The 23,685-nt window shown below is 69.9% G+C and carries 19 protein-coding genes; 9 read left to right on the forward strand and 10 right to left on the reverse strand.

Features of this window, described 5'->3' with window-relative positions; genetic code table 11:
- Window positions 1-70: 70 nt before the first annotated feature.
- The 9 genes from ACQ4L4_RS27560 to ACQ4L4_RS27600 form a co-directional block, all read right to left on the reverse strand.
- The gene (locus tag ACQ4L4_RS27560; RefSeq protein WP_431101965.1) at window positions 71-631 is read right to left on the reverse strand and encodes an HNH endonuclease; all 561 of its coding nucleotides are present in this window, start codon (window positions 629-631) and stop codon (window positions 71-73) included.
- A 199-nt stretch (window positions 632-830) separates the two neighbouring features.
- Complete coding sequence (locus ACQ4L4_RS27565) at window positions 831-1,565, reverse strand: response regulator (RefSeq protein ID WP_431101966.1); 735 nt, start codon at window positions 1,563-1,565, stop codon at window positions 831-833.
- A gap of 61 nt (window positions 1,566-1,626) precedes the next feature.
- Complete coding sequence (locus tag ACQ4L4_RS27570; RefSeq protein WP_431101967.1) at window positions 1,627-4,605, reverse strand: response regulator; 2,979 nt, start codon at window positions 4,603-4,605, stop codon at window positions 1,627-1,629.
- Entirely contained in the window at window positions 4,602-5,768 is a 1,167-nt protein-coding gene (cheB, locus tag ACQ4L4_RS27575) for a chemotaxis-specific protein-glutamate methyltransferase CheB (RefSeq protein ID WP_431101968.1), read from the reverse strand. The genes ACQ4L4_RS27570 and cheB overlap by 4 nt, the downstream gene beginning before the upstream one ends.
- On the reverse strand, window positions 5,765-7,888 hold the full coding sequence (locus tag ACQ4L4_RS27580) for a hybrid sensor histidine kinase/response regulator (RefSeq protein ID WP_431101969.1): 2,124 nt from the start codon (window positions 7,886-7,888) through the stop codon (window positions 5,765-5,767). The genes cheB and ACQ4L4_RS27580 overlap by 4 nt, the downstream gene beginning before the upstream one ends.
- A 50-nt stretch (window positions 7,889-7,938) precedes the next feature.
- Window positions 7,939-9,399, reverse strand: a complete 1,461-nt coding sequence (locus ACQ4L4_RS27585; RefSeq protein ID WP_431101970.1) for a methyl-accepting chemotaxis protein — start codon at window positions 9,397-9,399, stop codon at window positions 7,939-7,941.
- A gap of 16 nt (window positions 9,400-9,415) precedes the next feature.
- Window positions 9,416-9,976, reverse strand: a complete 561-nt coding sequence (locus ACQ4L4_RS27590; protein WP_431101971.1) for a chemotaxis protein CheW — start codon at window positions 9,974-9,976, stop codon at window positions 9,416-9,418.
- Entirely contained in the window at window positions 9,973-11,394 is a 1,422-nt protein-coding gene (locus ACQ4L4_RS27595; protein WP_431101972.1) for a CheR family methyltransferase, read from the reverse strand. Before ACQ4L4_RS27595 ends, ACQ4L4_RS27590 begins: the two co-directional genes overlap by 4 nt.
- The gene (locus ACQ4L4_RS27600; RefSeq protein ID WP_431101973.1) at window positions 11,391-11,897 is read right to left on the reverse strand and encodes a chemotaxis protein CheW; all 507 of its coding nucleotides are present in this window, start codon (window positions 11,895-11,897) and stop codon (window positions 11,391-11,393) included. Before ACQ4L4_RS27600 ends, ACQ4L4_RS27595 begins: the two co-directional genes overlap by 4 nt.
- A 316-nt stretch (window positions 11,898-12,213) precedes the next feature.
- Here ACQ4L4_RS27600 and ACQ4L4_RS27605 point away from each other — a divergent pair, with 316 nt between their 5' ends.
- From ACQ4L4_RS27605 to ACQ4L4_RS27645, 9 genes are all read left to right on the forward strand, one after another.
- On the forward strand, window positions 12,214-12,978 hold the full coding sequence (locus ACQ4L4_RS27605) for a TetR/AcrR family transcriptional regulator (protein ID WP_377157177.1): 765 nt from the start codon (window positions 12,214-12,216) through the stop codon (window positions 12,976-12,978).
- A gap of 55 nt (window positions 12,979-13,033) precedes the next feature.
- Window positions 13,034-14,824 carry an acyl-CoA dehydrogenase C-terminal domain-containing protein gene (locus ACQ4L4_RS27610; RefSeq protein WP_431101974.1) on the forward strand — a complete coding sequence of 597 codons (1,791 nt, stop codon included), beginning with the start codon at window positions 13,034-13,036 and terminating at the stop codon, window positions 14,822-14,824.
- Between the two features lie 96 nt (window positions 14,825-14,920).
- Entirely contained in the window at window positions 14,921-15,403 is a 483-nt protein-coding gene (locus tag ACQ4L4_RS27615; RefSeq protein WP_431101975.1) for a DUF2147 domain-containing protein, read from the forward strand.
- Window positions 15,404-15,482: 79 nt separating this feature from the next.
- Entirely contained in the window at window positions 15,483-17,879 is a 2,397-nt protein-coding gene (locus tag ACQ4L4_RS27620; RefSeq protein WP_431101976.1) for a 3-hydroxyacyl-CoA dehydrogenase/enoyl-CoA hydratase family protein, read from the forward strand.
- Window positions 17,880-17,905: 26 nt separating this feature from the next.
- A complete protein-coding gene (locus ACQ4L4_RS27625; RefSeq protein WP_431101977.1) occupies window positions 17,906-19,120 on the forward strand; it encodes an acetyl-CoA C-acyltransferase in 1,215 nt (404 codons plus the stop codon).
- 172 nt (window positions 19,121-19,292) lie between these two features.
- Window positions 19,293-20,144 carry an alpha/beta hydrolase family protein gene (locus ACQ4L4_RS27630; protein ID WP_431101978.1) on the forward strand — a complete coding sequence of 284 codons (852 nt, stop codon included), beginning with the start codon at window positions 19,293-19,295 and terminating at the stop codon, window positions 20,142-20,144.
- A gap of 84 nt (window positions 20,145-20,228) precedes the next feature.
- Entirely contained in the window at window positions 20,229-20,990 is a 762-nt protein-coding gene (locus tag ACQ4L4_RS27635; RefSeq protein WP_431101979.1) for an enoyl-CoA hydratase, read from the forward strand.
- A gap of 217 nt (window positions 20,991-21,207) precedes the next feature.
- Window positions 21,208-21,456, forward strand: a complete 249-nt coding sequence (locus ACQ4L4_RS27640; protein ID WP_431101980.1) for a hypothetical protein — start codon at window positions 21,208-21,210, stop codon at window positions 21,454-21,456.
- A complete protein-coding gene (locus tag ACQ4L4_RS27645) occupies window positions 21,453-22,160 on the forward strand; it encodes a hypothetical protein (RefSeq protein WP_431101981.1) in 708 nt (235 codons plus the stop codon). Before ACQ4L4_RS27640 ends, ACQ4L4_RS27645 begins: the two co-directional genes overlap by 4 nt.
- 70 nt (window positions 22,161-22,230) lie before the next feature.
- Here the strand turns inward: ACQ4L4_RS27645 and ACQ4L4_RS27650 are convergent, their stop codons facing one another.
- Window positions 22,231-23,571: a dicarboxylate/amino acid:cation symporter gene (locus tag ACQ4L4_RS27650; protein WP_431101982.1), complete on the reverse strand. Its 1,341-nt coding sequence runs from the start codon at window positions 23,569-23,571 to the stop codon at window positions 22,231-22,233.
- Window positions 23,572-23,685: the final 114 nt, after the last annotated feature.

Here is a 23,685-nt window from a genome sequence, read left to right on the forward strand (position 1 = left end):
GCACGGGCAAGGGGGCTTCCCAGGCGTGCGGGGCACTGCGGCGCGATGAGAGGATCGGCTGCAGGTCGCGCTAGAGCAGATACAAGCGCGACGACTTCGGCACGCTCGCCAGCAGGAACTCCATCTGGTCGGCCACGATGCGGCGGCCGCGCAGGATCATGTCCTCGTGCAGGCTGGGCACGTAGGGCAAGTAGAGCAGCGACATGTGCGCCTCTTCCGGCGTGCGGTTGCCCTTGCGGCCGTTGCAGGCGCGGCAGGCGGTGATGCAGTTCATCCACGTGTCCCGGCCGTTGCGCGACACCGGCTGGATGTGCTCCCGCGTCAGCAGGTCGGCGTGCAGCACGTGCCCGCAGTAGGCGCAGACATGGCGGTCCCGCGCGAAGAGCTTGAAGTTGGAGAGCGCCGGCGCCTGGCGCCAGGCGCGGCTCGGGACCGCGCCGCGGACCGCCACGATCGGATGCAGCTCGATCCGTGACTGCAGACCGGTCAGACGCTGGTACCCGCCGCGCAGGACGTGGAAGGGCGCCCCCAGCGTCCACGCGATCGCGTCGCTGGCGTACAGAACCGCTGCTTCCTTCGACGAGATCCAGGCCTGCGGTCGGCCCGAGATGTCCAGCTGCAGAACGTCCACGGTCGTTGACCTCCTGCGACAGAGAGTAATCCAGTCGGAGGGGGCAACTCAAGTGCCAGACGGGCACGGTGGTGCCGCCGAGACGTTATTTCAGCTGTTCGCCGAACTTAGGCGCCCATTGGCCGAGGTTCAAGTCGGTGAATGACCAGGATGCGCTGACCCGTTCGAGTCATGCCCCCGGTCGCACGGTCGTCACGTCTCAGGACGGCAATTTCCCCCGCGCCCGGAGTTCCGCGACCGCCACCAGCCCGCCCGCCGAGAGCGCATCGTCCGGCAGCCGCGCCTGTCCCAGCCGCGTCTCCGGCGCCAGCGCGTCCAGCCGCTCCCGCAGCGTGGGCGTGTCGTCGCTGTCGAGCTGCACGACGCAGAGCTGCGCATCGCCCGGCGTGCCACTCCAGCCGACCAGGTCCGCACCGTCCAGCGCGACGATCAGTTGCACCGCCAGCGGCGGCAGCGAGGCGGGCGGCCCCGCGATCATGTGCACGACGACCTCGGCGCCGTCCCGCATCGCGAGCTTCACCGTCTGGTCCAGGCGCTCCCGCAGCGCCGCGGGCGAGAGCGGCTCGGGCGCGGGCACCTCCGTCCGACCGATCAGCTGGCACAGCATCACGTCGAGTTCCTCGGCCTTGTCGAAGAAGCCGTTCGCGCCCGCCGCCAGCACCGCCGCGCGGTAGGCGTCGGTCTGGTGCGACAGCACGTGCACCTGCCCCGCGTAGCCCTGCTTGCGCAGCGCCTTCAGCACCGCCAGGCCGGAACCGCCCTGGGCGAGCGACAGGTCCAGCAGCACGGCGTCCGGCCGCAGGTGGCCGATCAGCGTCAGGGCGGTGGCCTCGTCGGCGGCCTCGCCGACCACGCGCAGCCCGGGCACCGCGTCGAGCCGCTGCAGCAGCTGGCGGCGGATGGTCAGGGAGTCCTCGACGAGGACGATGGTCATGGGAATCGCGGTCGCTTGCATCGTGATGTCGTGTCTCCCTCGTCACAGGTCTCGTTCGTGTTCATTCGTCCAGCGGGTCGAGGTCGCCCCAGCTCGTGCGGCTGATCGCGCGCTTGACCTCGTCCATGAAGTGGCCCTGCGGGTTCGGCGGTGCGCGCGTGCCCGGCGCGGGTGCCGGCGCGGCCCCCTCGACGGCCGGGTCGCGGGTGGCGGTCGCGCGCTGCACGTGGCGGTTCAGCAGCTCGCGGTCGCGGCTCGTCAGCTGCGAGGCCGCGACGACGATCACCGGGATCGCCGCCGTGAGCGGATCGCGCTGCAGCGCCTCGACGACGCCGATGCCGTCGACCTCCGTCATCAGCAGGTCCAGCACGATGAGGTCGGGCACATGGCGCCGCGCCAGCTCGATGCCTTCCTTGCCGCCGGTCGCGCGCAGCACCGAGAAGCCCGGCTGCGACAGGTGCGCGCTGAGCGACTGCAGGTCGCCGGGCGCGTCGCTGATCGCCAGCACCAGGAACTTGCGCGTGGCCGTCGGCTTGAAGCCGAGCATCTCCAGTTCCTTGCTCAGCGCCTTGCGCGACACCGGCTTGTGCAGCACCGCCGACGCGCCGAGCGACAGCGCCACCTCCTGCCCCGCGTCCACCGACACCACCACCACCGGGATGTGCGCCCAGCCCGGCAGGTTCTTCAGGCGCGACAGCAGCTCCCAGCCGTCCAGTCCGCCCGGCAGGTTGACCTCCAGCGTGATCAGGTCGGGCCGCAGCTGCGGCGCGAGCTCCAACGCCGCCTCCGCGGAGGCCACGTGGCGCACGCGGAAGCCCGCTGCGTTCAGCTGCGTCTGCATCAGCGCCGCGGCCGGCGCGTTGTGCTCGATCACCAGCGCCAGCGGGCGCGCGCCGGGCTCGTCCGGCAGGATGACGTCGGGTACCACCGGTTCGCGCCACGGCAACCAGCAGGTGAAGCAGCTGCCCTGGTCCGGCGCGCTGCTCACCGCCACCGCGCCGCCGTGCAACTGCACCAGGCGCGCCACCGTCGCCAGTCCCAGGCCGGTGCCCTCGACCTTGTGCGTCAGCACGTTGCGGACCTGGTTGAAGGGCTGGAACAGCTTGTCCAGCCCATCGGGCGGAATGCCGATGCCGTTGTCGGTGACGCTGATCTGGATGAACTCGCCGAACTCGTTGTCCGGCAGCTCGGAGCGGCGTCCGTCCGGGAAGCCCGGCAGCGCCTCGCGCGCGCGCAGCCGCGTCACGCGGCGCGCCTCGAGCCGGATGTTGCCGCCCTTGGGCGTGAACTTCGCGGCGTTGGAGAGCAGGTTGTAGATGATCTGCCGCAGACGGCGGCGGTCGACGCACAGCCGCTGGCCGCCGCCGACGCCGAAGAAGTCCATCTGGATGCGGTTCAGCCGCGCGCGCTCCTGGACGATCGCCAGCGCGTCGCGCAGCAGCTCGTCGAGGTCCGCCGGCTCGATGTCGAGGTCGACCCGGCCGGCCTCGATCTTGGCCATGTCCAGCAGGTCGTTGACCAGCGACAGCAGATGCTGCCCCGCGTTGTGGATGTGGTTGCAGAACTCGGACTGCCGGTCGCTGACCGGACCCGCCGCGCCGTCGCGCATCAGCTGGGCGAAGCCGATCACCGCGTTCAGCGGCGTGCGCAGCTCGTGCGACATCGTCGACAGGAAGGCGGTCTTGGCGCTGCTGGCGCGGCTGAGCTCGGCATTGAGCTGCTCCAGCGCGTCGTTGCGTTGCTGCAGCACGGCCAGCAGTTCCGCGCGGCTGTCGGCCAGGTCGCGCGCGGCGCGCGCCTCGGCGGCTTCCAGCGCGTTGCTGTGCAGCTCGGCGTGGACGCGGCGGGCCTCGTCCTCGAACTGCTTGCGCCGCAGCTGCGCGCGCAGCCGGGCCTTGAGCAGCTCGACCTCGCCGTTGGCCTTGACGACGTAATCGTCGGCGCCGGCCTCGAGGCCGGCCAGCATCGACGCGCGCCCTTCGAAGGCCGTCAGCAGCACCACCGGGATGTCGCGCAGGGCCGGCGCGGACTTGATGCGGCGGCAGGTCTCCAGCCCGCCGATGCCCGGCATCTGCACGTCGAGCAGCACCGCGTCCACCGGCTGCACGGCGAGCAGCTCCAGCGCCAGCTCGCCGGTGCCGGCGGCGATCACGTCGTAGCCGTCGTCGCGCAGCGTCGCGCCGAGTTCCGCCAGCACGTTCGCGCTGTCGTCGACCAGCAGCAGGCGCTTGGGGCCGAGCAGGCTCGCGCCCTGCTCGGGCAGGCTGGACTTGGCGCTGCGCAGCATCGCGGCGACGCGCGCCAGGATCAGGTCCACGTCGTCCTGCTTGCGCGCGAACGCATCGGCGCCGGCTTCCAGCGCGCGCAGCTCCGCCTCCGGGCCTTCGTCCGCGGTCAGCAGCAGGCAGGGCGTGTGGCGCAGCGCCGGGTCCAGGCGCAGCCGGCGGATCACCGCGGCGCCGTCGATGCCCGGCATGTGCTGGTCCACGATCACCGCGTTGGGCCGCAGCGCCGCGGCCTGGCGCAGGCCTTCCTCGCCGTGCGCCGCCATGTGGATGTCGTAGCCGTGCGGCTCCAGGGCCTCGCCCAGCGCCTCGCGGAAGGTCTCGCTGTCGTCGATCAGCAGCACGGAGGCGACATGCGGCTCCGGCGTCGCCACGCTTGCCTGCCGCTGGCGCACCAGCTCGCGGGCGCGGTCGACGACGTAGGTGCGGTCGTAGGGTTTGCCGACGTACTCGTCCGCGCCGTGCGCGATGCCGCGCAGCCGGTCGCCGGCCTGCGAGGCGTTGGACAGGATCAGCACGATGCAGTCGGCGCCGCCTTGCGGCGTGGCGCGCAGCTCGGCCAGCCAGTTGCCGCCGTCGCCGTCGGGCAGCTGGTTGTCCAGCAGGACCAGCGCGGGCATGCCGTCGGCCAGGGCGGCCCGGGCCTGCGCCAGGGTCGCGCATTCGATGCAGTCGAAGCCGGCATCCTCGAGCGCCTCCCGCAGGTCCATGCGGACCGTCAGGCTGTCCTCCACGATGAGGGTTCTCTTGTTCATGTGCGGGCCCCTCCCCAGGCCATGCCGCTCAAGCCCAACAGGGCGGGGCCGATGTCGGTCAACGGCAGCACGCGCTCGGCGGCGCCCAGCTGGGCGGCTTCCCGCGGCATGCCGTAGACCATCGAACTGGCTTCATCCTGCGCCAGCGTCGATCCGCCCGCGCGCCGGATCGCGAGCAGGCCCTGCGCCCCGTCGCGACCCATGCCGGTCAGCAGCGCCGCCGCGACGCCCGGGCCGATCTCCGCGGCCAGTGATTCGAAGAGCTCGTCCACCGACGGCCGGCACGAGTGCCGCGGCGGCGCGTGACTGAGCTCGATCTGTCCTCCGCGCACGACCATGTGCACGTCCGGCGGCGCCAGCACCACCTGGCCGGCCAGGTCGTGCAGGCGTTCACCGCCGTGGGCGTAGCGCACGCGGTGCGGCGTCTGCGCGTCCAGCCACTCGGCGAAGCCCCGGCTGAAGACGGCATTGATGTGCATCACGATCAGCAGCGGCAACGGCGCCGGCGCGGGCAGCGACTGCAGCACCTTCATCAGCGCGCCTGGTCCGCCCGTGGACGCGCCCAGGGCCAGCACCGTGCGGTGCGGCGTCGGCGGGAGCGCGGACAGGCCCCCGGCGGGCCGGGCGCCGATGCGCGCCCGCACATGCGTGATGACGCGGATCCGCGCCACCAGCCGCAGCAGCGTCACGTAGCGCGCCTCCCATTCGCCCTCGGGCTGGCCGGCGCTGGGCTTCTCCAGCACCTCGACAGCGCCGGCGGCCAGCGCCTCGTAGGTGCGCAGCAGCTCGCCGCGGTTGGTCGACGACGAGACGATCAGGATCGGCGTCGGGCAGTGGGCCATGATGGCCTCGGTCGCCGCCTGGCCGTCCATGCCGGGCAGCATCATGTCCATCGAGACGACGTCCGGCCGCAGCTGCTGGCACAGCGCCACGGCCCGCGCGCCGTCGTGGGCTTCGCCGACGACCTCGATGTCGCGCTGCGCGGCCAGGACCTCGCGGATGTGCGCCATCACGGTGATCGAGTCCTCGACCACCAGCACCCGCAGCGTCTTCGTCGACGGCGGCGCGCTGCCGCCCAGGCCGCCGATGCCGCCACCACCGCCGACACCGCCGACACCGCCGACACCGCCGGCCGCGCCCGATGCTCCGGAACCGCTGCTCATGCCGAGGCTCCCTGCAGCGGCACGCCGCCCGCGCCGGCCTCGGCCGAGCGCGCGACCAGCCGCGCGACCTGCGCCAGGAACTCGTTCTGCGCGAACTCGCCCTTGACGATGTAGCCGTCCGCGCCGACCGCCTTGCCGCGCGCGAGGTCCTCCGGCGCATTGCGCGAGGTGACCAGCACCGCCGGGATGTCGCGCAGCGCCGCGTCGGCGCGGATGCGCGTCATGAATTCGAATCCGTCCATGCCCGGCATCTCCACGTCGCACAGGATCAGCGCATAACGTTCGCGCCGGGCGGCTTCCAGGCCGTCCTCGGCGGACGCCGCCATGTGCACGCGATAACCGGCGGCTTCCAGGATGCTCTGCTCGAGCATGCGCGTCGTCAGCGAGTCGTCGATGACCAGGATCGTCCCGGTGCGCGGCGCCGCGGCGACCGGGCGGGGGCGCGCCTGGCGCGCCGCGGCGATCAGGCCGTCGGGGGCGAGCACCGGCACCGGCTGCTGCGCCGCGTCCAGTGCCAGGCCGGAGATCAGCGGCGACGCCGGCAGCAGGGCCGGCGGCGGGCGCAGCACGACGCTGGTGACGCCGTCCAGCGAATCCACGCCCAGCACCGCGCGCTGCCCGCCCGCGCGCAGCACCAGCGCCGAGCGCGGCGGCGGGGCGGCTTCGTCGGGGCGCAGCGCCTCGGCCAGCGACAGATGGGGGAGGAGTTCGTCGTCGACGGCCACCTGCGAGCCGTTCAGCGCGGGACGCTGCAGCACGCGCTCCACGGCCTCGAGCGGCACCCAGGCCGAGACGCTGCCGGCGCACAGGCGGATCGCGCGCAACGCGGCCAGCTGCAGCGGAACGCAGAGCTCGACCGTCGTGCCTTCGCCGCGCCGGCTGCGCAGCGTCAACCGGCCGCCGAGCCGGTCGGCCGTGTCGCGGACCACGTCCATGCCGACGCCGCGGCCGGCCAGCGCGTCCACGCGGCGCGCGGTGCTGAGGCCGCCGCGCAGCAGGCGGTCGATGAGCGCCTCGTCGTCGAGATGGGCCGCGCCGGGGACGCCCTTGTCGACGGCGGTGCGCCGCACGGCGTCCAGGTCCAGGCCGGCGCCGTCGTCCGAGCAGCAGAACAGCACGTCGCGACCGCGGCGCTCGATGCGCAACTCGATGCGACCTTGCGGCGGCTTGCCGGCGGCGACGCGCTCAGCCGGCGATTCGATGCCGTGCGCCACGGCGTTGCGCACCATCTGCACCAGCGCGGCGGAAATGGCGTTCAGCAGCGCGGCCTCGAGCTTCACGTCGCCGCCGTGGCCCGTGAGTCGCGCCTGCTTGTCCTGCGAGCGCGCGGCATCGCGAGTCACACGCTGCAAGGGCGCGAACAGCTGTGACGCCGGCAGCAGACGCAGTTGCTCGGCGCTGTCGCGCAAGGCGACGAGCTCGCGCGCGAGCTGGCGCGCGCCGCGTTCGATCTGCTCCTCGATGCGCGCCAGCGGGCCGGCCAGCATCTCCTGCTGGTCTTCCAGTGCGCCGCGCAGTTCGCGCAGCAGCAAGCCGGCGCGCTCCAGCGGCGCGAGGTGACCCTGCGCGCGCGCGATGTCGGCGAGCAAGCCGTCGAGTTCCTCGGGCACCAACTGGGGAATCGTCAGCAACGCGCCGACGGGGTCGTCGACAGGATCGTCGACGCGCCCATCGACGTGCCCATCGCCCCGCCCATCGACGCGTTCGGGCGCTTGTGCGGCCGGGACCGGCCCGGCGGAGGCCTCGGCCTTCCCGGTCGATGCCGCGGCGCCCGCCTTGTCCATCGCGCCCGCACCCGTGCCCGCCGCGGGCGCGTCGAGCGCCGTGATCGATGCCTCGGCGGCGTCGATCAGCGCCAGCAGCGCGTCGAGCTCGGCGCGGCCCGGCGCGTCGCCGCTGTCGCGCAGCGGCGTCAGCAGGTCCTCGATCGCATGCGCCTGCGCGGCGATCGCCGGCAGACGCACGACGCTCGCGGCGCCCTTGAGCGTGTGGGCCAGCCGCAGCAGCCGCGGGGGCAGGTCGTGCGCGGGCGCCTGTTCCGCGGCGAGCACGGCCTCGCCCATCTGCCGCAGCAGATCGCGGGCTTCGACGCGGAAGAAGCGGTAGGGGTCCTTGGCCACGGCGATCGGTGTCTCGGGTTGACAGTGGAGTGGAAGGCGTTGCCGCCGCGTCAGGTCGGTTGCGACTGCACCAGGCGCAGCAGGTCGCGCGACATCTCCGCCAGCTCGGTGGCGGTCTGCGAGGTCTGGCCGGAACTGGCCTCGGTCTCGCGCGAGGCCTGCGCGGTGTTGGACAGCGCGACGTTGAGCTGCTCGACGGCGGTGGCCTGCTGCTTGGTGGAGAGTTCGATCTCGCGCGCCGCGTCCGTCGTCGTGACGACCTGACCGGCGATCTTGGCGAAGCTGGCGGCGACGTCGTCGAACTGGCGCGCGCCGGCGTCGACCGCCTTCGAGCCGGTCTCGGTCGCCATCACGGTGGTGTTGACCGCGCCGCGCACGTCGTCGATCTGGAGGCGGATCTCCTTGGTCGACGCGGTCATGCGGTCGGCGAGCTTGCGGATCTCGTCCGCCACGACGCTGAAGCGCCGGCCGGCGTCGCCGGCCACGGTGGCCTCGATGGTCGCGTTGATCGCCAGGATGTTGGTCTGCTCGGCCAGCTCGCCCACCAGGTCCAGCACGACGCCGATCTGCTGCGACTTGCGGCCCAGGTCCAGCATGTGGTCGACGACGAGGTCGATCTGCCGCCGCATCGCGGCGATGCTCTCGCGCGCCGACTGCAGCGTGCCGTCGCCGCCGCGCGCCAGGCCGGCCGTCTGCTCGGCGATGACGACGACGCGCTGCGCGCTGTCGGCGATCTGGCGCGAGGTCGCCAGCAGTTCGGAGATGGTGGTCGAGATCTCGGTCATCGAGGTCGCCGTCTCGCGCGCGCCGGCGGCCTGCTGGTTCGCCGCGGCCTGCAGCTCCGCCGAGGAGCGCTGCACGTGCTTCACCGCCGTGCCGACCTGCCCGCTCAACGCGCGGCTCAGCGTCAGCGCCGCGATCAGGACCAGCAGCGCGCCCGCCACCGTGCCCCAGACGATGGCCGCGCGCACCGTGGCGGCGGTGGACTCGACCTCCCGCGCGCGTTCACGCAGCACCTCGTTCTCTTCCTCCTCCATCTGACCGACGACCGCGCGCAGTTCGTCCATGCGGCGCTTGCCTTCACCCAGGGCCACCGTCTTCAAGGCCGTCTCCAGGCCGCCGGCGCGGCGCGTCTCGATGCGGTCCTTGTGCAGCTGCATCAGCCCGTCGATCATCGTGGTCGCCTGGTTGAGCCGGGTCTGCTGCGCGGGGTTGTCGCGGATGAGCGCCTTGAGCTCCGCCAGCTCCCGCGGCACGTTGTTCGCCGCGCTGCGATAGGGCTCGAGGTAGGACTCCTCGCCGGTCAGCAGGTAGCCGCGCTGCGCGGTCTCCGCGTCCTTCATCAGGCTCATCACCGTGCCGATGTGACCCACCGCCGCATGCGTGCGGGCCACCTGGTAGCTGGTCTGCGTCATGACGTCGACGCCGCGGTAGGACAGGATCCCGATGAGCAGCAGCAGCGCGAAGGACAGCGCGAAGCCCACCGACAGCTTTCTTCCGAAGGTCCACATGGCACGGGTCTCCCTGTCATCGGCCGGCGGCGCCGGCGCTTGTTGTCGTCGTGAAGGTCGTCGCCGATGTCGGCGCACCGTTGTCGGCGTTGGCCGTGACGGCGGCGATCAGGCCGTCGAGCTCGATCAGCGGACGCAGCGCGCCGCCGCAGCGCACGGCCCAGCCGGTGCCGGCGGCGTCGCTCTGCTGCAGCCGGTCGCCGGCGGCGAGCCGCCATTGGCCGTCGAATCCCTCGAAGGCGAGCGCCAGCGGCGCGCCGCGCGCGATCGCCCACCAGCGCACGACGCCCGCGGGGCCGCGGCCGATCAGCGCCTGCAGGTCGTACAGCGGCAAGACCTGACCCTGATGGCCGGCGAGTCCGAGCAGCCCGGGGGCGGCGGCGGGATACGGGGCGGCGGGCATCGCGGGCGTCAGTCCGGCCAGGTCGGCCAAGTTCAGGGCGAACGGGTCGCCGGCAATCCGTATGCCCAGTACGTCGAGGACCGCCTCCTCGTCGGCGTGGCGGCGCGGCTCGCCGAACGAGCGGTCGAAGGACTCGCGCCATTCGGCGAGCAGCTCGCGGGACGCTTGCGTCATGCGCGGGTCTCCTGCATCTCGTCGCGGCACAGGCGCCGCAGGTCGTCGCGGTCGAAACCGCCGCCGAAGCGGCGCAGCCGTTCGGGCGATTCGTGGTCGAGCAGTTCCAGCGCGCGGCGCAGTTCGCGGCCGGCCGCGACGATTTCGCCCCGCCGGCGCGCGAGCAGGCCCAGCCGCAGATGCGGCAGCGCGAAGGCGGCGTCCTTGGCGGCGGCGCGCTGGTGATGCCATTCGGCGGCGGGCAACTGGCCGCGCTCCTCCATGGCCAGTCCTTGCAGGAACAGGCCTTCGGCCTGCAGCGTGGCCGGTGTACCGGGGATGAGCAGGCGCGCGCAGGCGCGCAGCCCGTCCTCCACCTGGCCGGCTTCGATCAGTTGCAGCGCCTCGTCGAGCAGGGCCTGGTCGGCGCCCGCGTCCGGGCGCGGGACGTCCCGGGACGAGACCGGGACGGCGGCCGCGGTCTGCCCCTGCGTCTCCGTCACCGGCGTGGCGGCGGGGCCCGGCACCGTGGCCGGCCATGCGAAGGGCCAGGACGGCGCCGTCTCGGGCGCCTCGCGCCGATAGAAGAAGCACCCATGCGCCTGCCTCAGCACGAGGCCGGCCTCCTGCGCCTCGTCCTTGCCGCGCAGCGTCTCGGCGTGGCCCAGGAAGAGCACGCCGCCCGGTGCCAGCGCGCCGGTCAGATTGCGGATCGCCTGGCGCAGCGCGGTGGGCTCGAAGTACATCAGCACGTTGCGGCAGAAAACGATGTCGAAGCTGCCGGGGGCCCAGAACATCGCGTCCGGCTGACCGAGGTGACGCTGCGCGAAGCGCACGCGCTCGCGGATCGCCGGCAGCGGCGTCCACAGGCCGGGATCGACGCCACGGAACCAGAGGTCGCGCTGCTCCTGCGGCGTCGCGCGCAGGCTCCACTCGCCGTAGCGGGCCGCCGTGGCACGGGCCAGCGCGGCCGGGTTCAGGTCCACCGCGAGCACGTCCCAGTCCACGCCCTGCGCCTGCAGGCCGGCGCGGTGAAGGGTGATCGCGAGGGTGTAGGCTTCCTCGCCGCTGGCGCAGCCGGCCGACAGCGCGCGAAGTCGCCGGGTGGGCGCGCTGTCCGCGGCGCCCGAGGCGCCCCGCACCAGCAGGGGCAGCAGGTCGCACCGCAGCGCGTCGAATTGTTCGGGGTGACGGAAGAAGAAGGTTTCGCCGACGGTCAGTTCCGCCGCCAGCGCGTCGAGCCGGGCGCGCGTCGGCGCCAGCTCCATCTGGTCGAGGAAGCGTTCCGGGCTGACCGGCCCCGCGACGCGCGTGAGCGCCGCGGTGAGACGGTCATCCTGTCGTTCGTCGAAATGCAGTCCCAGCCGGCCGGCGAGCAACACGCGCAGTCGCGGCAGCAGCAGAGGAGGATCGAGGGCGGCCGGCGCGGCGCGCGTCATGAGCCGGCCCCCGCTCGAGCCGGCAGCGTCCCGTCGTCCGACGGTCCGTCGATGTCGTGGAGCGCCGACAGCGCCTCTTCCGGCAGCAGTCGCGCCTGGTCGAGGACGGCGATCAGATCGTTGTCGCGCTCCGCCAGCGCGGCGATGGCGCCGTGCTCGCGATCGCGCAGCAGCGGGGGCAGGGCGCGGACCTCGTCGGCCGGCAGGGCCTGCAGGCCGAGCACCTCGGTCACCGCGAGCGCGACGCGGCGCCCTCCGGCCCGCACGATCACGTAGCGACGCGGCGGCGCCGGCTCGAGGCCGAGCAGCCCGGCCAGCTCGACGACCGGCAGCCAGTCGCCGCGGATGCGCGCCAGGCCCTGGACATGGACCACCGGCGACGCCAGCGGCCGCAGCGGCTGCGGCCGCAGGGTCTCCTCGATGGCGTCCAGCGGCAGGCCGCACAGCCGGGCGTGCACCCGGCACACCAGAACCCGGAACACGCCATTCGATGGCTGGTGCATTCTTGTGGCTCCCTGTTTGCGCCAGTCTATGCCGGCGCTTGGCGGGCGCGTGTCGTCGAAGGTCACTTCGGCTCTCACGCCCCGCGGGTGAGCCAGCGTCGCAGAGAAGTCGGACGCGCGGGGTCGGGTAAACCCGCATCACGGCGTCGTCATCGCGGCCGCATCGTCGTGATGCGGTCATGCCGGGCTGTTGAACTCGGACGAGCCGCTTGCTTTTTTTAGGCCGGCATCACTAAAAAAGGGTGGTCAAGGATTGCGTTTCCGGCCCGGAACTGCTCAAAATAGAACGATCGTTCGTTTTATTATTCCGGGCACCGTGTCCACCTCCTCCTTCACCTCCGCCAAGCCTGTCGCCGCCAAGCCGCTCGCCTCCTCGCGCAGCGGCTCGCGCTCGCTGCAGAAGGGCGCGCAGACCCGTGCCGCGATCCTCGACGCGGCGCTGGGCCTGGCCTCGCACATGGGGCTGGAGGGGCTGTCCATCGGCGCGCTCGCCGATGTGACGAAGATGAGCAAGTCCGGCGTCTTCGCCCATTTCGGCTCGCGCGAGGAACTGCAGATCGCCGTGGTGCGCGAGTACCACGCCAAGTTCGAAGAGGAAGTCTTCTACACCGCGATCCGCCAGCCGCGCGGCCTGCCGCGCCTGCGCGCGCTGTTCGAGCGCTGGGTGCACCGCACCTCGGTCGAGGTCGACTCGGGCTGCATCTACATCAGCGGCGCCGTCGAATTCGACGACCGGCCGGGCCTGGTGCGCGACGCGCTGGTGGGCATGGTGCGCGACTGGCACGCCGCGATCCGCAAGGCCATCCTGCTGGCGCAGGAGGTCGGTCACCTCGTGCCGGACGCCGATCCGGACCAGATCCTCTTCGAGATGCACGGCCTGATCCTGTCGCTGCATCACGACGCGCGTTTCCTGCGCAGCGAAGGCGCGCTGGCGAGGGCCCGCACGGGCCTGGAGCGCATCCTCGGCAGCTTCGCCACGCCGGCCGGCCGCAAGGCCGATGCCGAGACGCGGCAGACGCCTCCTCACTCCGCCGCCGCCGGCGCGACCGTGGCCGCGGCCTCGGGACGCAAGCGCGCCTGAGCGGGGCGAGTCCCTTTCGATCCTTTCACAGAACCAATCCTCAGGAGAGACCCCCATGCCTCAGTACAACCCGCCCCTGCGCGACATGAAGTTCGTGCTGCACGAGCTGCTGCACGCAGTCGACGAGCTGAAGCTGCTGCCCGCGCATGCGGAGGTCGACGAGGACACCATCAACGCGGTGCTGGAAGAGGGCGGCAAGTTCGCGTCGGAAGTCCTGACCCCGATCAACCTGTCGGGCGACCAGGAAGGCTGCACGCTGGACAAGACCACGCACGAGGTCAAGGCGCCCAAGGGCTTCAAGGAAGCCTACGCGCAGTACGTCGAGGGCGGCTGGCCCTCGCTGTCGTGCGACCCGGAGTACGGCGGCCAGGGCCTGCCGGTCCTGCTGAACCAGTTCATGTACGAGATGATGAACTCGGCCAACCAGGCCTGGACCATGTACCCGGGCCTGAGCCACGGCGCGTATGAAGCGCTGCACGCGCACGGCACGCCGGAGCAGAAGACCACCTACCTGCCCAAGCTGACCTCCGGCGAATGGACCGGCACGATGTGCCTGACCGAGCCGCACTGCGGCACCGACCTGGGCCTGCTGCGCTCCAAGGCCGAGCCGCAGGCCGACGGCACCTACAAGATCACCGGCCAGAAGATCTTCATCTCCGCCGGCGAGCACGACCTGGCCGAGAACATCGTCCACCTGGTGCTGGCCCGCCTGCCGGACGCGCCGCAAGGCTCCAAGGGCATCTCGCTGTTCATCGTGCCGAAGTTCAACGTGAACGCCGACGGCTCGCTGGGCGAGCGCAACCCGGTCTACTGCGGCGGCCTGGAACACAAGATGGGCATCCACGGCAACGCCACCGCGCAGATCGTGCTGGACGGCGCCGTCGGCACGCTGGTCGGCCAGCCCAACAAGGGCCTGCAGGCGATGTTCGTGATGATGAACGCCGCCCGCCTGGGCGTCGGCAACCAGTCGCTGGGCCTGACCGAAGTGGCGTACCAGAACGCCGTCGTCTACGCCAAGGACCGCATCCAGATGCGCGCGCTGTCGGGCCCGAAGTCGCCGGACAAGCCGGCCGATCCGATCATCGTCCACCCCGACGTCCGCAAGATGCTGCTGACCGCGCGCGCCTACGCCGAAGGCGGCCGCGCGCTGTCGGCCTACACCGCGCTGCAGCTGGACAAGGCATTGAGCAGCGACGACGCCGACGAGGCCAAGGCCTGCGAGGACGAAGTCGCCCTGCTGACCCCGATCATCAAGGCCTTCATCTCGGACAACGCCTGGATCGCCACCTCGCACTGCATGCAGGTCTTCGGCGGCCACGGCTACATCCACGAGTGGGGCATGGAGCAGTTCGTGCGCGACTCGCGCATCAACATGACCTACGAAGGCACGAACACCGTGCAGTCGCTGGACCTGCTGGGCCGCAAGATCCTGGGCAACAACGGCGCGACGCTGAAGAAGTTCGGCAAGAAGATCGCCGAGTTCGTCGAGGAAGAGGGCACCAGCGAAGCGATGCAGGAGTTCATCAACCCGCTGGCCGACATCGGCGACAAGGTCACCAAGCTGACCACCGAGATCGGCATGAAGGCCTTCCAGAACCCCGATGAAGTCGGTGCCGCCGCGGTGGACTACCTGCGCGTGGTGGGTCACCTGTGCTTCGCCTACATGTGGGCGCGCATGGCCAAGCTGGCGCTGGAGAAGAAGGACAGCGGCGATCCGTTCTACACCGCCAAGCTGGCGACGGCGCGCTTCTACTTCGCCAAGCTGCTGCCCGAGACCGCGAGCCTGATCCGCACCGCCCGCGCCGGCCTGAACCCGCTGATGGAAATGGACGAGGCGCTGTTCTGAGGACAGCGTCACGGGCGCCCCCTCGAGCGGGGCGCCCGCGTTCCACCTGGCGCGTCCGCCGCTGCGTTCCCAAATAAAAGATCGGAGAGAGACAAGATGAAACCGCTGTTCGCCACCGCCGTCGCCCTGGGCCTCGGACTGTCCGCCAACCTGGCGCTCGCGCAGGCCTCGGCCCCGGCCGGGACTGCCGCCACGGCCACCACCCCGGTCGGCGTCTGGAAGACCATCGACGACGACACCAAGCAGGAGCGCTCGACGGTCCGCATCGGCGAGACCAACGGCGTGCTCTCCGGCAAGATCGAGAAGATCACGGATCCGGGCAAGCAGGACGCCAAGTGCGACGAGTGCAGCGACGAGCGCAAGGGCCAGCCCATCATCGGCCTGACCATCCTGCGCGGCGTCAAGAAGAACGTCGGCGACGCCGCGCTCTGGGACGGCGGCGACATCCTCGACCCGGGCAACGGCAAGGTCTATCGCGTCCGCTTGCGTCCGGTCGACGGAGGCAAGAAGCTGGAGGTCCGCGGTTTCGTCGGCATGCCGATGCTGGGCCGCACGCAGACCTGGATCCGCGTCGAATAAAGCGATCGATGGACGCGCCGACATGAGCGCGCCGTACAAACCACATTCCTACATCCTCGGGATGTTCATTGGAGAAACCATGAGTCGATTCCAAGTTCGCAAGGTGGCCGTGCTCGGCGCCGGCGTGATGGGCGCGCAGATCGCCGCCCATCTGGTCAACGTGAAGGTGCCGGTCGTCCTGTTCGACCTGCCCGCCAAGGAAGGCCCGAAGAACGGCATCGTCACCAAGGCCGTCGAGGGCCTGAAGAAGCTCAAGCCGGCGCCGCTGGGCGTGGCCGAGAACGCCGCGCTGATCCAGCAGGCCAACTACGAGGAACACCTCGAGCTGCTCAAGGACTGCGACCTGATCATCGAGGCCATCGCCGAGCGCATGGACTGGAAGCTGGACCTGTACACGAAGATCGCGCCCTTCGTCGCGCCGCACGCGATCGTGGCGTCCAACACCTCGGGCCTGTCGATCACCAAGCTGTCGGAAGTCCTGCCGGAATCGATCAAGCCGCGCTTCTGCGGCATCCATTTCTTCAACCCGCCGCGGTACATGTACCTCGTCGAGCTGATCAACACGCCGACCACCAACCCCGAAGTCATCGATCAGCTCGAAAGCTTCGTGACCTCGGCGGTCGGCAAGGGCGTCGTGCGCGCCAACGACACGCCCAACTTCGTCGCCAACCGCGTCGGCATCGCCGGCATGATGGCCACGATGATCGAGGCCGAGAAGTTCGGCCTCTCCGTCGACGTCGTCGACGACCTGACCGGCAAGAAGCTGGGTCGCGCCTCGTCGGGCACCTTCCGCACCGCGGACGTGGTGGGCCTGGACACGATGGCGCACGTCGTCAAGACGATGCAGGACAACCTGAAGGATGACCCCTTCTACTCGACCTACGCCACGCCCAAGGTGCTGGCGGGCCTGATCGAGAAGGGCGCGCTGGGCCAGAAGGCCGGCGCGGGCTTCTACAAGAAGGTCGGCAAGGACATCCAGCGCCTGGACTTCGCCACCGGTGAGTACGTCACCGGCGGTGGCAAGGCCGAGGAAATCGTCGCGCGCATGCTGAAGAAGCCGGCCGCCGACCGCATCAAGCTGCTGCGCGAATCGAGCAATCCGCAGGCCCAGTTCCTGTGGTCCATCCTGCGCGACTCCTTCCAGTACGTGGCCGTGCACCTGGACACCGTGGCCGACACCGCGCGCGAGATCGACTTCGCCATGCGTTGGGGCTTCGGCTCGCAGCAGGGCCCGTTCGAGCTGTGGCAAGCCGCCGGCTGGAAGCAGGTCGCGGAATGGGTCAAGGCCGACATCGACGCCGGCAAGACGCTGTCGAGCGCGCCGCTGCCCGCCTGGGTCTTCGAAGGCCCGGTTGCCGAGAACGGCGGCGTGCACTCGAAGGACGGCTCGTGGAGCGCCGCCGAAGGCAAGTTCAAGCCGCGCGCCAAGCTGCCGGTCTATGAGCGCCAGGCCTTCCCCGAAGCGCTGGTCGGCGAAGGCGCCGTCGAGCCGCTGAAGGCCGGCACCGAAGAGTTCAAGAACGAGGAAGTCCGCGTCTGGTCGCTGGACGGCGAAGTGCTGATCGCCTCGATCAACGCCAAGCTGCACCTGATCAGCCCGACGGTCACGGAAGGCCTGCTCAAGGCCGTCGAGATCGCCGAGGCCAAGTACAAGGGCCTGGTCATCTGGTCGCCGGACGACGTGTTCTCCGCCGGTGCCAACCTCGAAGCGCTGATGCCGGTCTTCATGAGCAAGGGCGCCAAGGGCATCGCCCCGGAAGAGAAGAAGCTGCAGGACATGATGCTGCGCGTGCGTTACGCCAGTGTCCCGGTCATCGCCGCGATGCGCGGCCTGGCGCTGGGCGGCGGCTGCGAACTGGCGGTGCATTGCGCCCGCCGCGTCGCGCACATGGAGTCGTATGTCGGCCTGGTGGAAGTGGGCGTCGGCCTGATCCCGGGCGGCGGCGGCCTGACCTACATCGCGCGCCGCGCGGCGGAGATGGCCTCGGCCGGCAACGCCAACGCGGACATCTTCGCCTTCCTGAAGGACGGCTTCACCAACGCCGCGATGGCCAAGGTGGCGACCTCCGCGCTGGAAGCGCAGAAGCTGGGCTACCTGCTCGACAGCGACATCATCGTCCCCAACAAGGACGAGCTGCTGTTCGTCGCCACGGCCCAGGCCAAGGCGATGGCGGACTCCGGCTACCGCGCCCCGCTCAAGGCCAGGTTCCCGGTCGCGGGCCGTTCCGGCATCGCCACCGTGAAGGCCCAACTGGCCAACATGCGTGACGGCGGCTTCATCAGCGCGCACGACTTCCACCTGGCCTCGCTGATCGCCGACGTGGTGTGCGGCGGTGAAGTCGAAGCCGGTTCGCTGGTGACCGAGGAATACCTGATGTCGCTGGAGCGCAAGCACTTCTGCAGCCTGCTCGAGCATCCGAAGACCCAAGAGCGAATCATGGGCATGCTGCAGACCGGCAAGCCGGTCCGCAACTGATCCGAGCGGCACACAAGGAACACATCATGAGCAAGCAAGTTCAAGACGCCTACATCTGCGCCGCCACCCGCCTGCCCATCGGCAAGTCGGGCCGGGGCTACTTCAAGAACACCCGTCCGGACGAGATGCTGTCGCGCGTCATCCAGGCCGCCATGGCCCAGGTGCCGGGCCTGGACCCGTCGGTGATCGAGGACGCCATCATCGGCTGCTCCTTCCCCGAAGGTGAGCAGGGCATGAACATCGCCCGTGTCGCGGCCGTGCTGTCGGGCTTGCCGAACACGGTCGGCGGCGTGACGGTGAACCGCTACTGCGCCTCGGGCATCACCGCCCTGGCGATGGCGGCGGACCGCATCCGCATCGGCGAATCCGAAGTGATGATCGCCGGCGGCGTCGAGTCGATGTCCATGGTCCCGATGGGCGGCAACAAGCCCTCGTTCCCGCCCGCGATCTTCGAGCGCGACGAGAACATCGGCCTGGCCTACGGCATGGGTCTGACGGCCGAGAAGGTCGCCGACAAGTGGAAGGTCTCGCGCCAGGCGCAGGACGAGTTCTCGCTGGAGTCGCACCGCCGCGCGCTGGCCGCGATCGAAGGCGGCTTCTTCAAGGACGAGATCACCCCGTTCGAGCTGAAGGACCGCCAGCCTGATCTGAACGGTGACGGCGTCATCGTCAAGAGCCGCATCGTCGACACCGACGAAGGTCCGCGCAAGGACACGTCGATGGAAGGTCTGGCCAAGCTCAAGCCGGTGTTCGCCGCCAAGGGCAGTGTCACGGCCGGCAACAGCTCGCAGACCTCGGACGGCGCGGGCGCGCTGATCGTGGCGTCTGAAGCGGCCGTGAAGCGTTTCGGCCTGACGCCGCTGGCGCGATTCGTCTCGTTCGCAGTGCGCGGCGTGCCGCCCGAGATCATGGGCATCGGCCCGATCGAGGCGATTCCGGCGGCGCTGAAGCTGGCCGGCATCAAGGCCGAGGACCTGGGCTGGATCGAGCTGAACGAAGCCTTCGCCGCGCAATCGCTGGCGGTGCTGAACGACCTGGACAGCAAGGGCATCGTGCTGGACCGTTCCAAGGTGAACCCCAACGGCGGCGCGATCGCCCTGGGCCACCCGCTGGGCGCGACGGGCGCGATCCGTGCGGCTTCCGTGATTCACGGTCTGCGTCGCACCGGTGGCAAGTACGGCATGGTGACGATGTGCGTCGGCGCGGGCCAAGGCGCGGCGGGCATCATCGAGCGCCTGTAAGAAGCGCTCGGTTCTTCAAGTACGGTCTTCGCGAGTCCAAGAGATTCGCTGGGGCCGGAATGCTGCTGGGGGTTCCCGGAGGGATGCCCCCTGCTGCGTGGAGAGCCCGCGCTTGGCCAAGCGCAGGTAGGCGCCCTGAGCAGGACGCCAAACGGCATCGGGGGAGATCGCGATGATCAGTTTCCGAGCGGAGGATGGCTTCGAGCTTCGAGGCCATCTCTACGGCGATGTGGCGACCGCGAAGGCGGGATTGCTGATCGCTCCGGCGATGGGTGTGGAGCAGCGTTACTACGCAGCCTTCGCCCGCTGGATGGCGGAGCAGGGCTGGCTGGTGCTGAGCTTCGACTATCGCGGCATGGGCGCCTCGCGTCCGGACGCGATGAAGCGCTCCTTGCGAGGGCTTGAAGCCGACATCCACACCTGGGCCGAGCGCGACGCCGCCGCGGCCTTGTCGCACCTTGACCGCCTGCTCGGCGACCGCCGCGAGATCCACTGGCTGGGTCACAGCCTCGGCGGCCAGATCCTCGGCATGCTCCCCAACCGTTCCCGCGTGTCTCGCGCCGTGACGGTGGGCTGCGGCAGCGGCTACTGGCGCGAGAACTCGATCGGCCTGCGCCGCTACGTGTGGTGGCTCTGGTACGTGGTCGTTCCGCTGGCGCTGCCGACGTTCGGCTACTTCCCTGGCCGCAAGCTGCGCAAGGTCGGCGACCTGCCGCGCGGCGTGATGGCGCAATGGCGACGCTGGTGCCTGGACCGCGAGTACATGATGGGCGAGGGCGGCGACGCGCTGCGCGCGCAGTACGCGTCGCTGTCGGTGCCGATGCTCTCGCTGGCCTTCACCGACGACGAGTTCATGTCCCGCCGCAACACGGAGTCCTTGCACGGCTTCTATGCCGGCGCGCGTCCGGAGATGCGCCGCATCGCCCCCAAGGACATCGGCGAGCGTCGCATCGGCCATTTCGGCTTCTTCCGCGATCGATTCGAGCGCAGCCTGTGGCCGCAGGTGAGCACGTGGCTGGCATGATCGCGTCCATTCATCCGAACACAAGCCGTTGCCGGACTGCATGAGGCAGCAGGCGGACGGCAGACCTAACGAGGAGAGTGCTTCATGAGCATCAAGACCGCCATCGTGAACGGCGTGCAGACCATCGAGATCGCACGACCGGAAAAGAAGAACGCGCTGACCCGCGCGATGTACCAGGAGATGGCTGACGCGCTGATCACGGCCAACGCCGACAACGCCGTGCGCGCGGTGCTGATCCAGGGCCAGCCGCAGATCTTCACCTCGGGCAACGACATCGAGGACTTCATGGGCAGCCCGCCGCGGGACGAGGACGCGCCGGTGTTCCAGTTCATGCGGGCGATGGTGGGCTGCGACAAGCCGATCGTGGCGGCGGTGAACGGCGCGGCGATCGGCATCGGCACGACGCTGCTGCTGCACTGCGACTTCGTCTACGTGGCCGACGACGCGCGCCTGGCGATGCCCTTCGTGAGCCTGGGCCTGGTGCCGGAGTTCGGCTCCAGCCTGCTGGTGCCGCGCCTGATGGGCCCGCGCCGCGCGGCCGAGAAGATCCTGCTGGGCGATCCCTTCACCGGCGAGCAGGCGGTGGAATGCGGCGTCGCCAACGCGGTGCTGCCGGCGGGCGAAGTCGTGGCGCATGCGCGCCGCATCGCCGAGCGCTTCAACAAGCTGCCGCCGAGCGCCGTGCGCGAGAGCAAGCAGCTGATGCGCCGCACCTCGAAGGACGAGTTGCTGGCGACCATCCAGGCCGAGGCCGAGATCTTCGGCGCGCGCCTGCGCAGCCCCGAGGCGATGGAGGCCTTCCAGGCCTTCTTCCAGAAGCGCCAGCCGGACTTCTCGAAGTTCTGATCGACCGCGGCGATGCCGCACTGAACGAGAGGGCGCCGTGGGCGCCCTTTCTGCTTTCTGCTTTCTGCGGGATGCCGTCGACGGACAACCCTCATTCGCGCAATCGGCACCACTTGACCGAGTCACCGAGAGCGCCAACTGCACGACAACGTGCGATTGGCGCGATCACGCCGCCTTGAAATCATGAGCACTCCTCTGTTGATTGGAGCGAGTCCTGATGAGCAAGAAGTCGAATGGAAAGAGCGCGAAGCCGGCCAAGCGCAAGAGTCTGTGCGAGCGCTGCGGGCAGGTTGCGAAGGCGTCGGTGAAAGTGACCGAGCCGCCGAGCTGGGCGCACAAGGTCGGCACCTTTGGGCTGCCGCGCGAAGACAGTTTGAAGGTGCATTCGCCGGAGGTGGCGTTCGAACTGGCCAAGAAGGCCGGCATCATCGACGACGAGGGGAACCTGATGCCGAGGTATCAATGAACCAGGGGCAGTTGATCCTCGCATTCCACGGCTGCGATATCACGGTTCGCGACAGGCTGGTGAAGGGGCGACTCGCGCGACTCACGCCATCCGCCAATCGCTATGACTGGCTTGGGGACGGTGTGTATTTCTTTGAAGGGGATGCAGAGCGTGCGTTGGGTTTTGCGGAGGCTTCACGCCAGCAGGCTTCCAAGCTCTACTCGGCGCGCCCCATTGTTTCTCCTGCCGTCGTTGGCGCGGTGCTTTGTGTCTCTCAATGCTGGGACATGACGACGCTGTCCGGTCGGCGGGAGTACCAGTCCGCCATGGCCGAACTCAGGGTCGCGCAGAACCTGTCCGGACGCCCCATGCCGGTCAATCGACCTGCTGACGCCGAGGATGAATCCATGTTGCTGCGCGGGCTGGACTGCGCGGTGTTCAACATCGGGCACGAAATGCGTGAACGGGATGGACATCCGTCTTGGCAACTCGTTCGTGCCGCCTTCTATCAGGGACGGCCGATTTTGGACGGCACCGAATTCCGCTCGGGTACGCACGTCCAATTGGCTGTGCGAGATCAGCAGTGTGTGCTGGGTTGGTTTCTTCCGGAGGGCGTAGGCGCTGCATTGCTCAGCGATGAGGAACTGGCGGAGGCCGATGCGGCAATGGCCCGCGCCGTCCAAGCGCGCACCGCCAGCAAACCTCGCGTGAGGGCCTCGCCATGACGCCGACCGCACGCAGAAGAAAGAACAACGGGCCCCTCGAGGCCCGTTGTCGTTCATGCCGCGTGACCGCTCATGCGGTCTCGGCCGGTCCGGCCACGCGCACCGGCAGATCGTCCGGATCGACGGTCTTGCCCGACAGCGCCAGGTCCAGCGCGTCGTGGTCCAGCGCGTTCTCCCACTTCGACACGACGATCGTCGCCACCGCGTTGCCGACGAAGTTGGTCAGCGAGCGGCATTCCGACATGAAGCGGTCCACCCCCAGGATCAGCGCCATGCCGGCCACCGGCACCTCCGGCACCACCGACAGCGTCGCCGCCAGCGTGATGAAGCCCGCGCCCGTCACGCCCGCCGCGCCCTTGGAACTCAGCATCGCCACCAGCAGCAGCGTGATCTGGTGGGTCAGCGTCAGCTCGGTGTTGGTCGCCTGCGCGATGAACAGCGCCGCCAGCGTCATGTAGATGTTGGTCCCGTCCAGGTTGAACGAGTAGCCCGTCGGCACGACCAGCCCCACCACGGTCTTCTTGCAGCCCGCCTTCTCCATCTTCTCCATCAGCGACGGCAGCGCCGACTCCGACGACGAGGTGCCCAGCACCAGCAGCAGCTCGGCCTTCAGGTAGCGGATCAGCTTCAGGATCGAGAAGCCGCACAGCCGCGCCACGATGCCCAGGATCACCAGCACGAAGAACAGCGAGGTCAGGTAGAAGCTGCCCACCAGCATGCCCAGGTTGAGCAGCGAGGCCAGCCCGTACTTGCCGATGGTGAACGCCATCGCGCCCAGCGCGCCGATCGGTGCGGCCTTCATCAGGATGTGGACCATCCGGAACACCGGCGCGGTCAGCGACTCGAAGAAGGTCAGCACCGGCTTGCCGCGGTCGCCCGTCAGCGCCAGCGCGATGCCGAACAGCACCGCGACGAACAGCGTCTGCAGGATGTTGCCGTCCGCCAGCGCGCCGATCAGCGACTTCGGGATCACGTCCATCAGGAAGCTGACCAGGGTCAGGTCATGCGTCTTCTCGACGTAGCGGTGCACTTCCTTCTGGTCCAGGTCGGCCACGTTGACGTTCATGCCGGCGCCCGGCTGCACGACGTTGGCCACCACCAGGCCGACGACCAACGCCAGCGTGGAGAAGAACAGGAAATAGACCATCGCCTTGCCGAACACGCGGCCAACCGCGCTCAGCTGCGTCATGCTGGCGATGCCGGTCACGATGGTCAGGAAGATCACCGGCGCGATGATCATCTTCACCAGCTTGATGAAGGCGTCTCCCAGCGGCTGCAGCTTGACGGCGAAGGCGGGCTCGAAATAGCCGAGCGTGATGCCGATCGCGATCGCGATGATGACTTGCAGGTAGAGGTGGCGATACCACGGCACGGACTCGGCCGGCGCGGCGGAAGCGGAGGGGGTCAGCATGGGATACGGCTCCGGTTGCGGGTGGCCGCAGGCGCCGTCACCGGCGTGTCTGCGCACCCTGGCCGGGCAGTATCCCACCCGAGGTTTTTTCGATGCTGCGGGATCTACGTACTA

It is taken from the genome of Roseateles noduli, assembly GCF_050626985.1.
Lineage (GTDB): Bacteria > Pseudomonadota > Gammaproteobacteria > Burkholderiales > Burkholderiaceae_C > Roseateles > Roseateles noduli_A.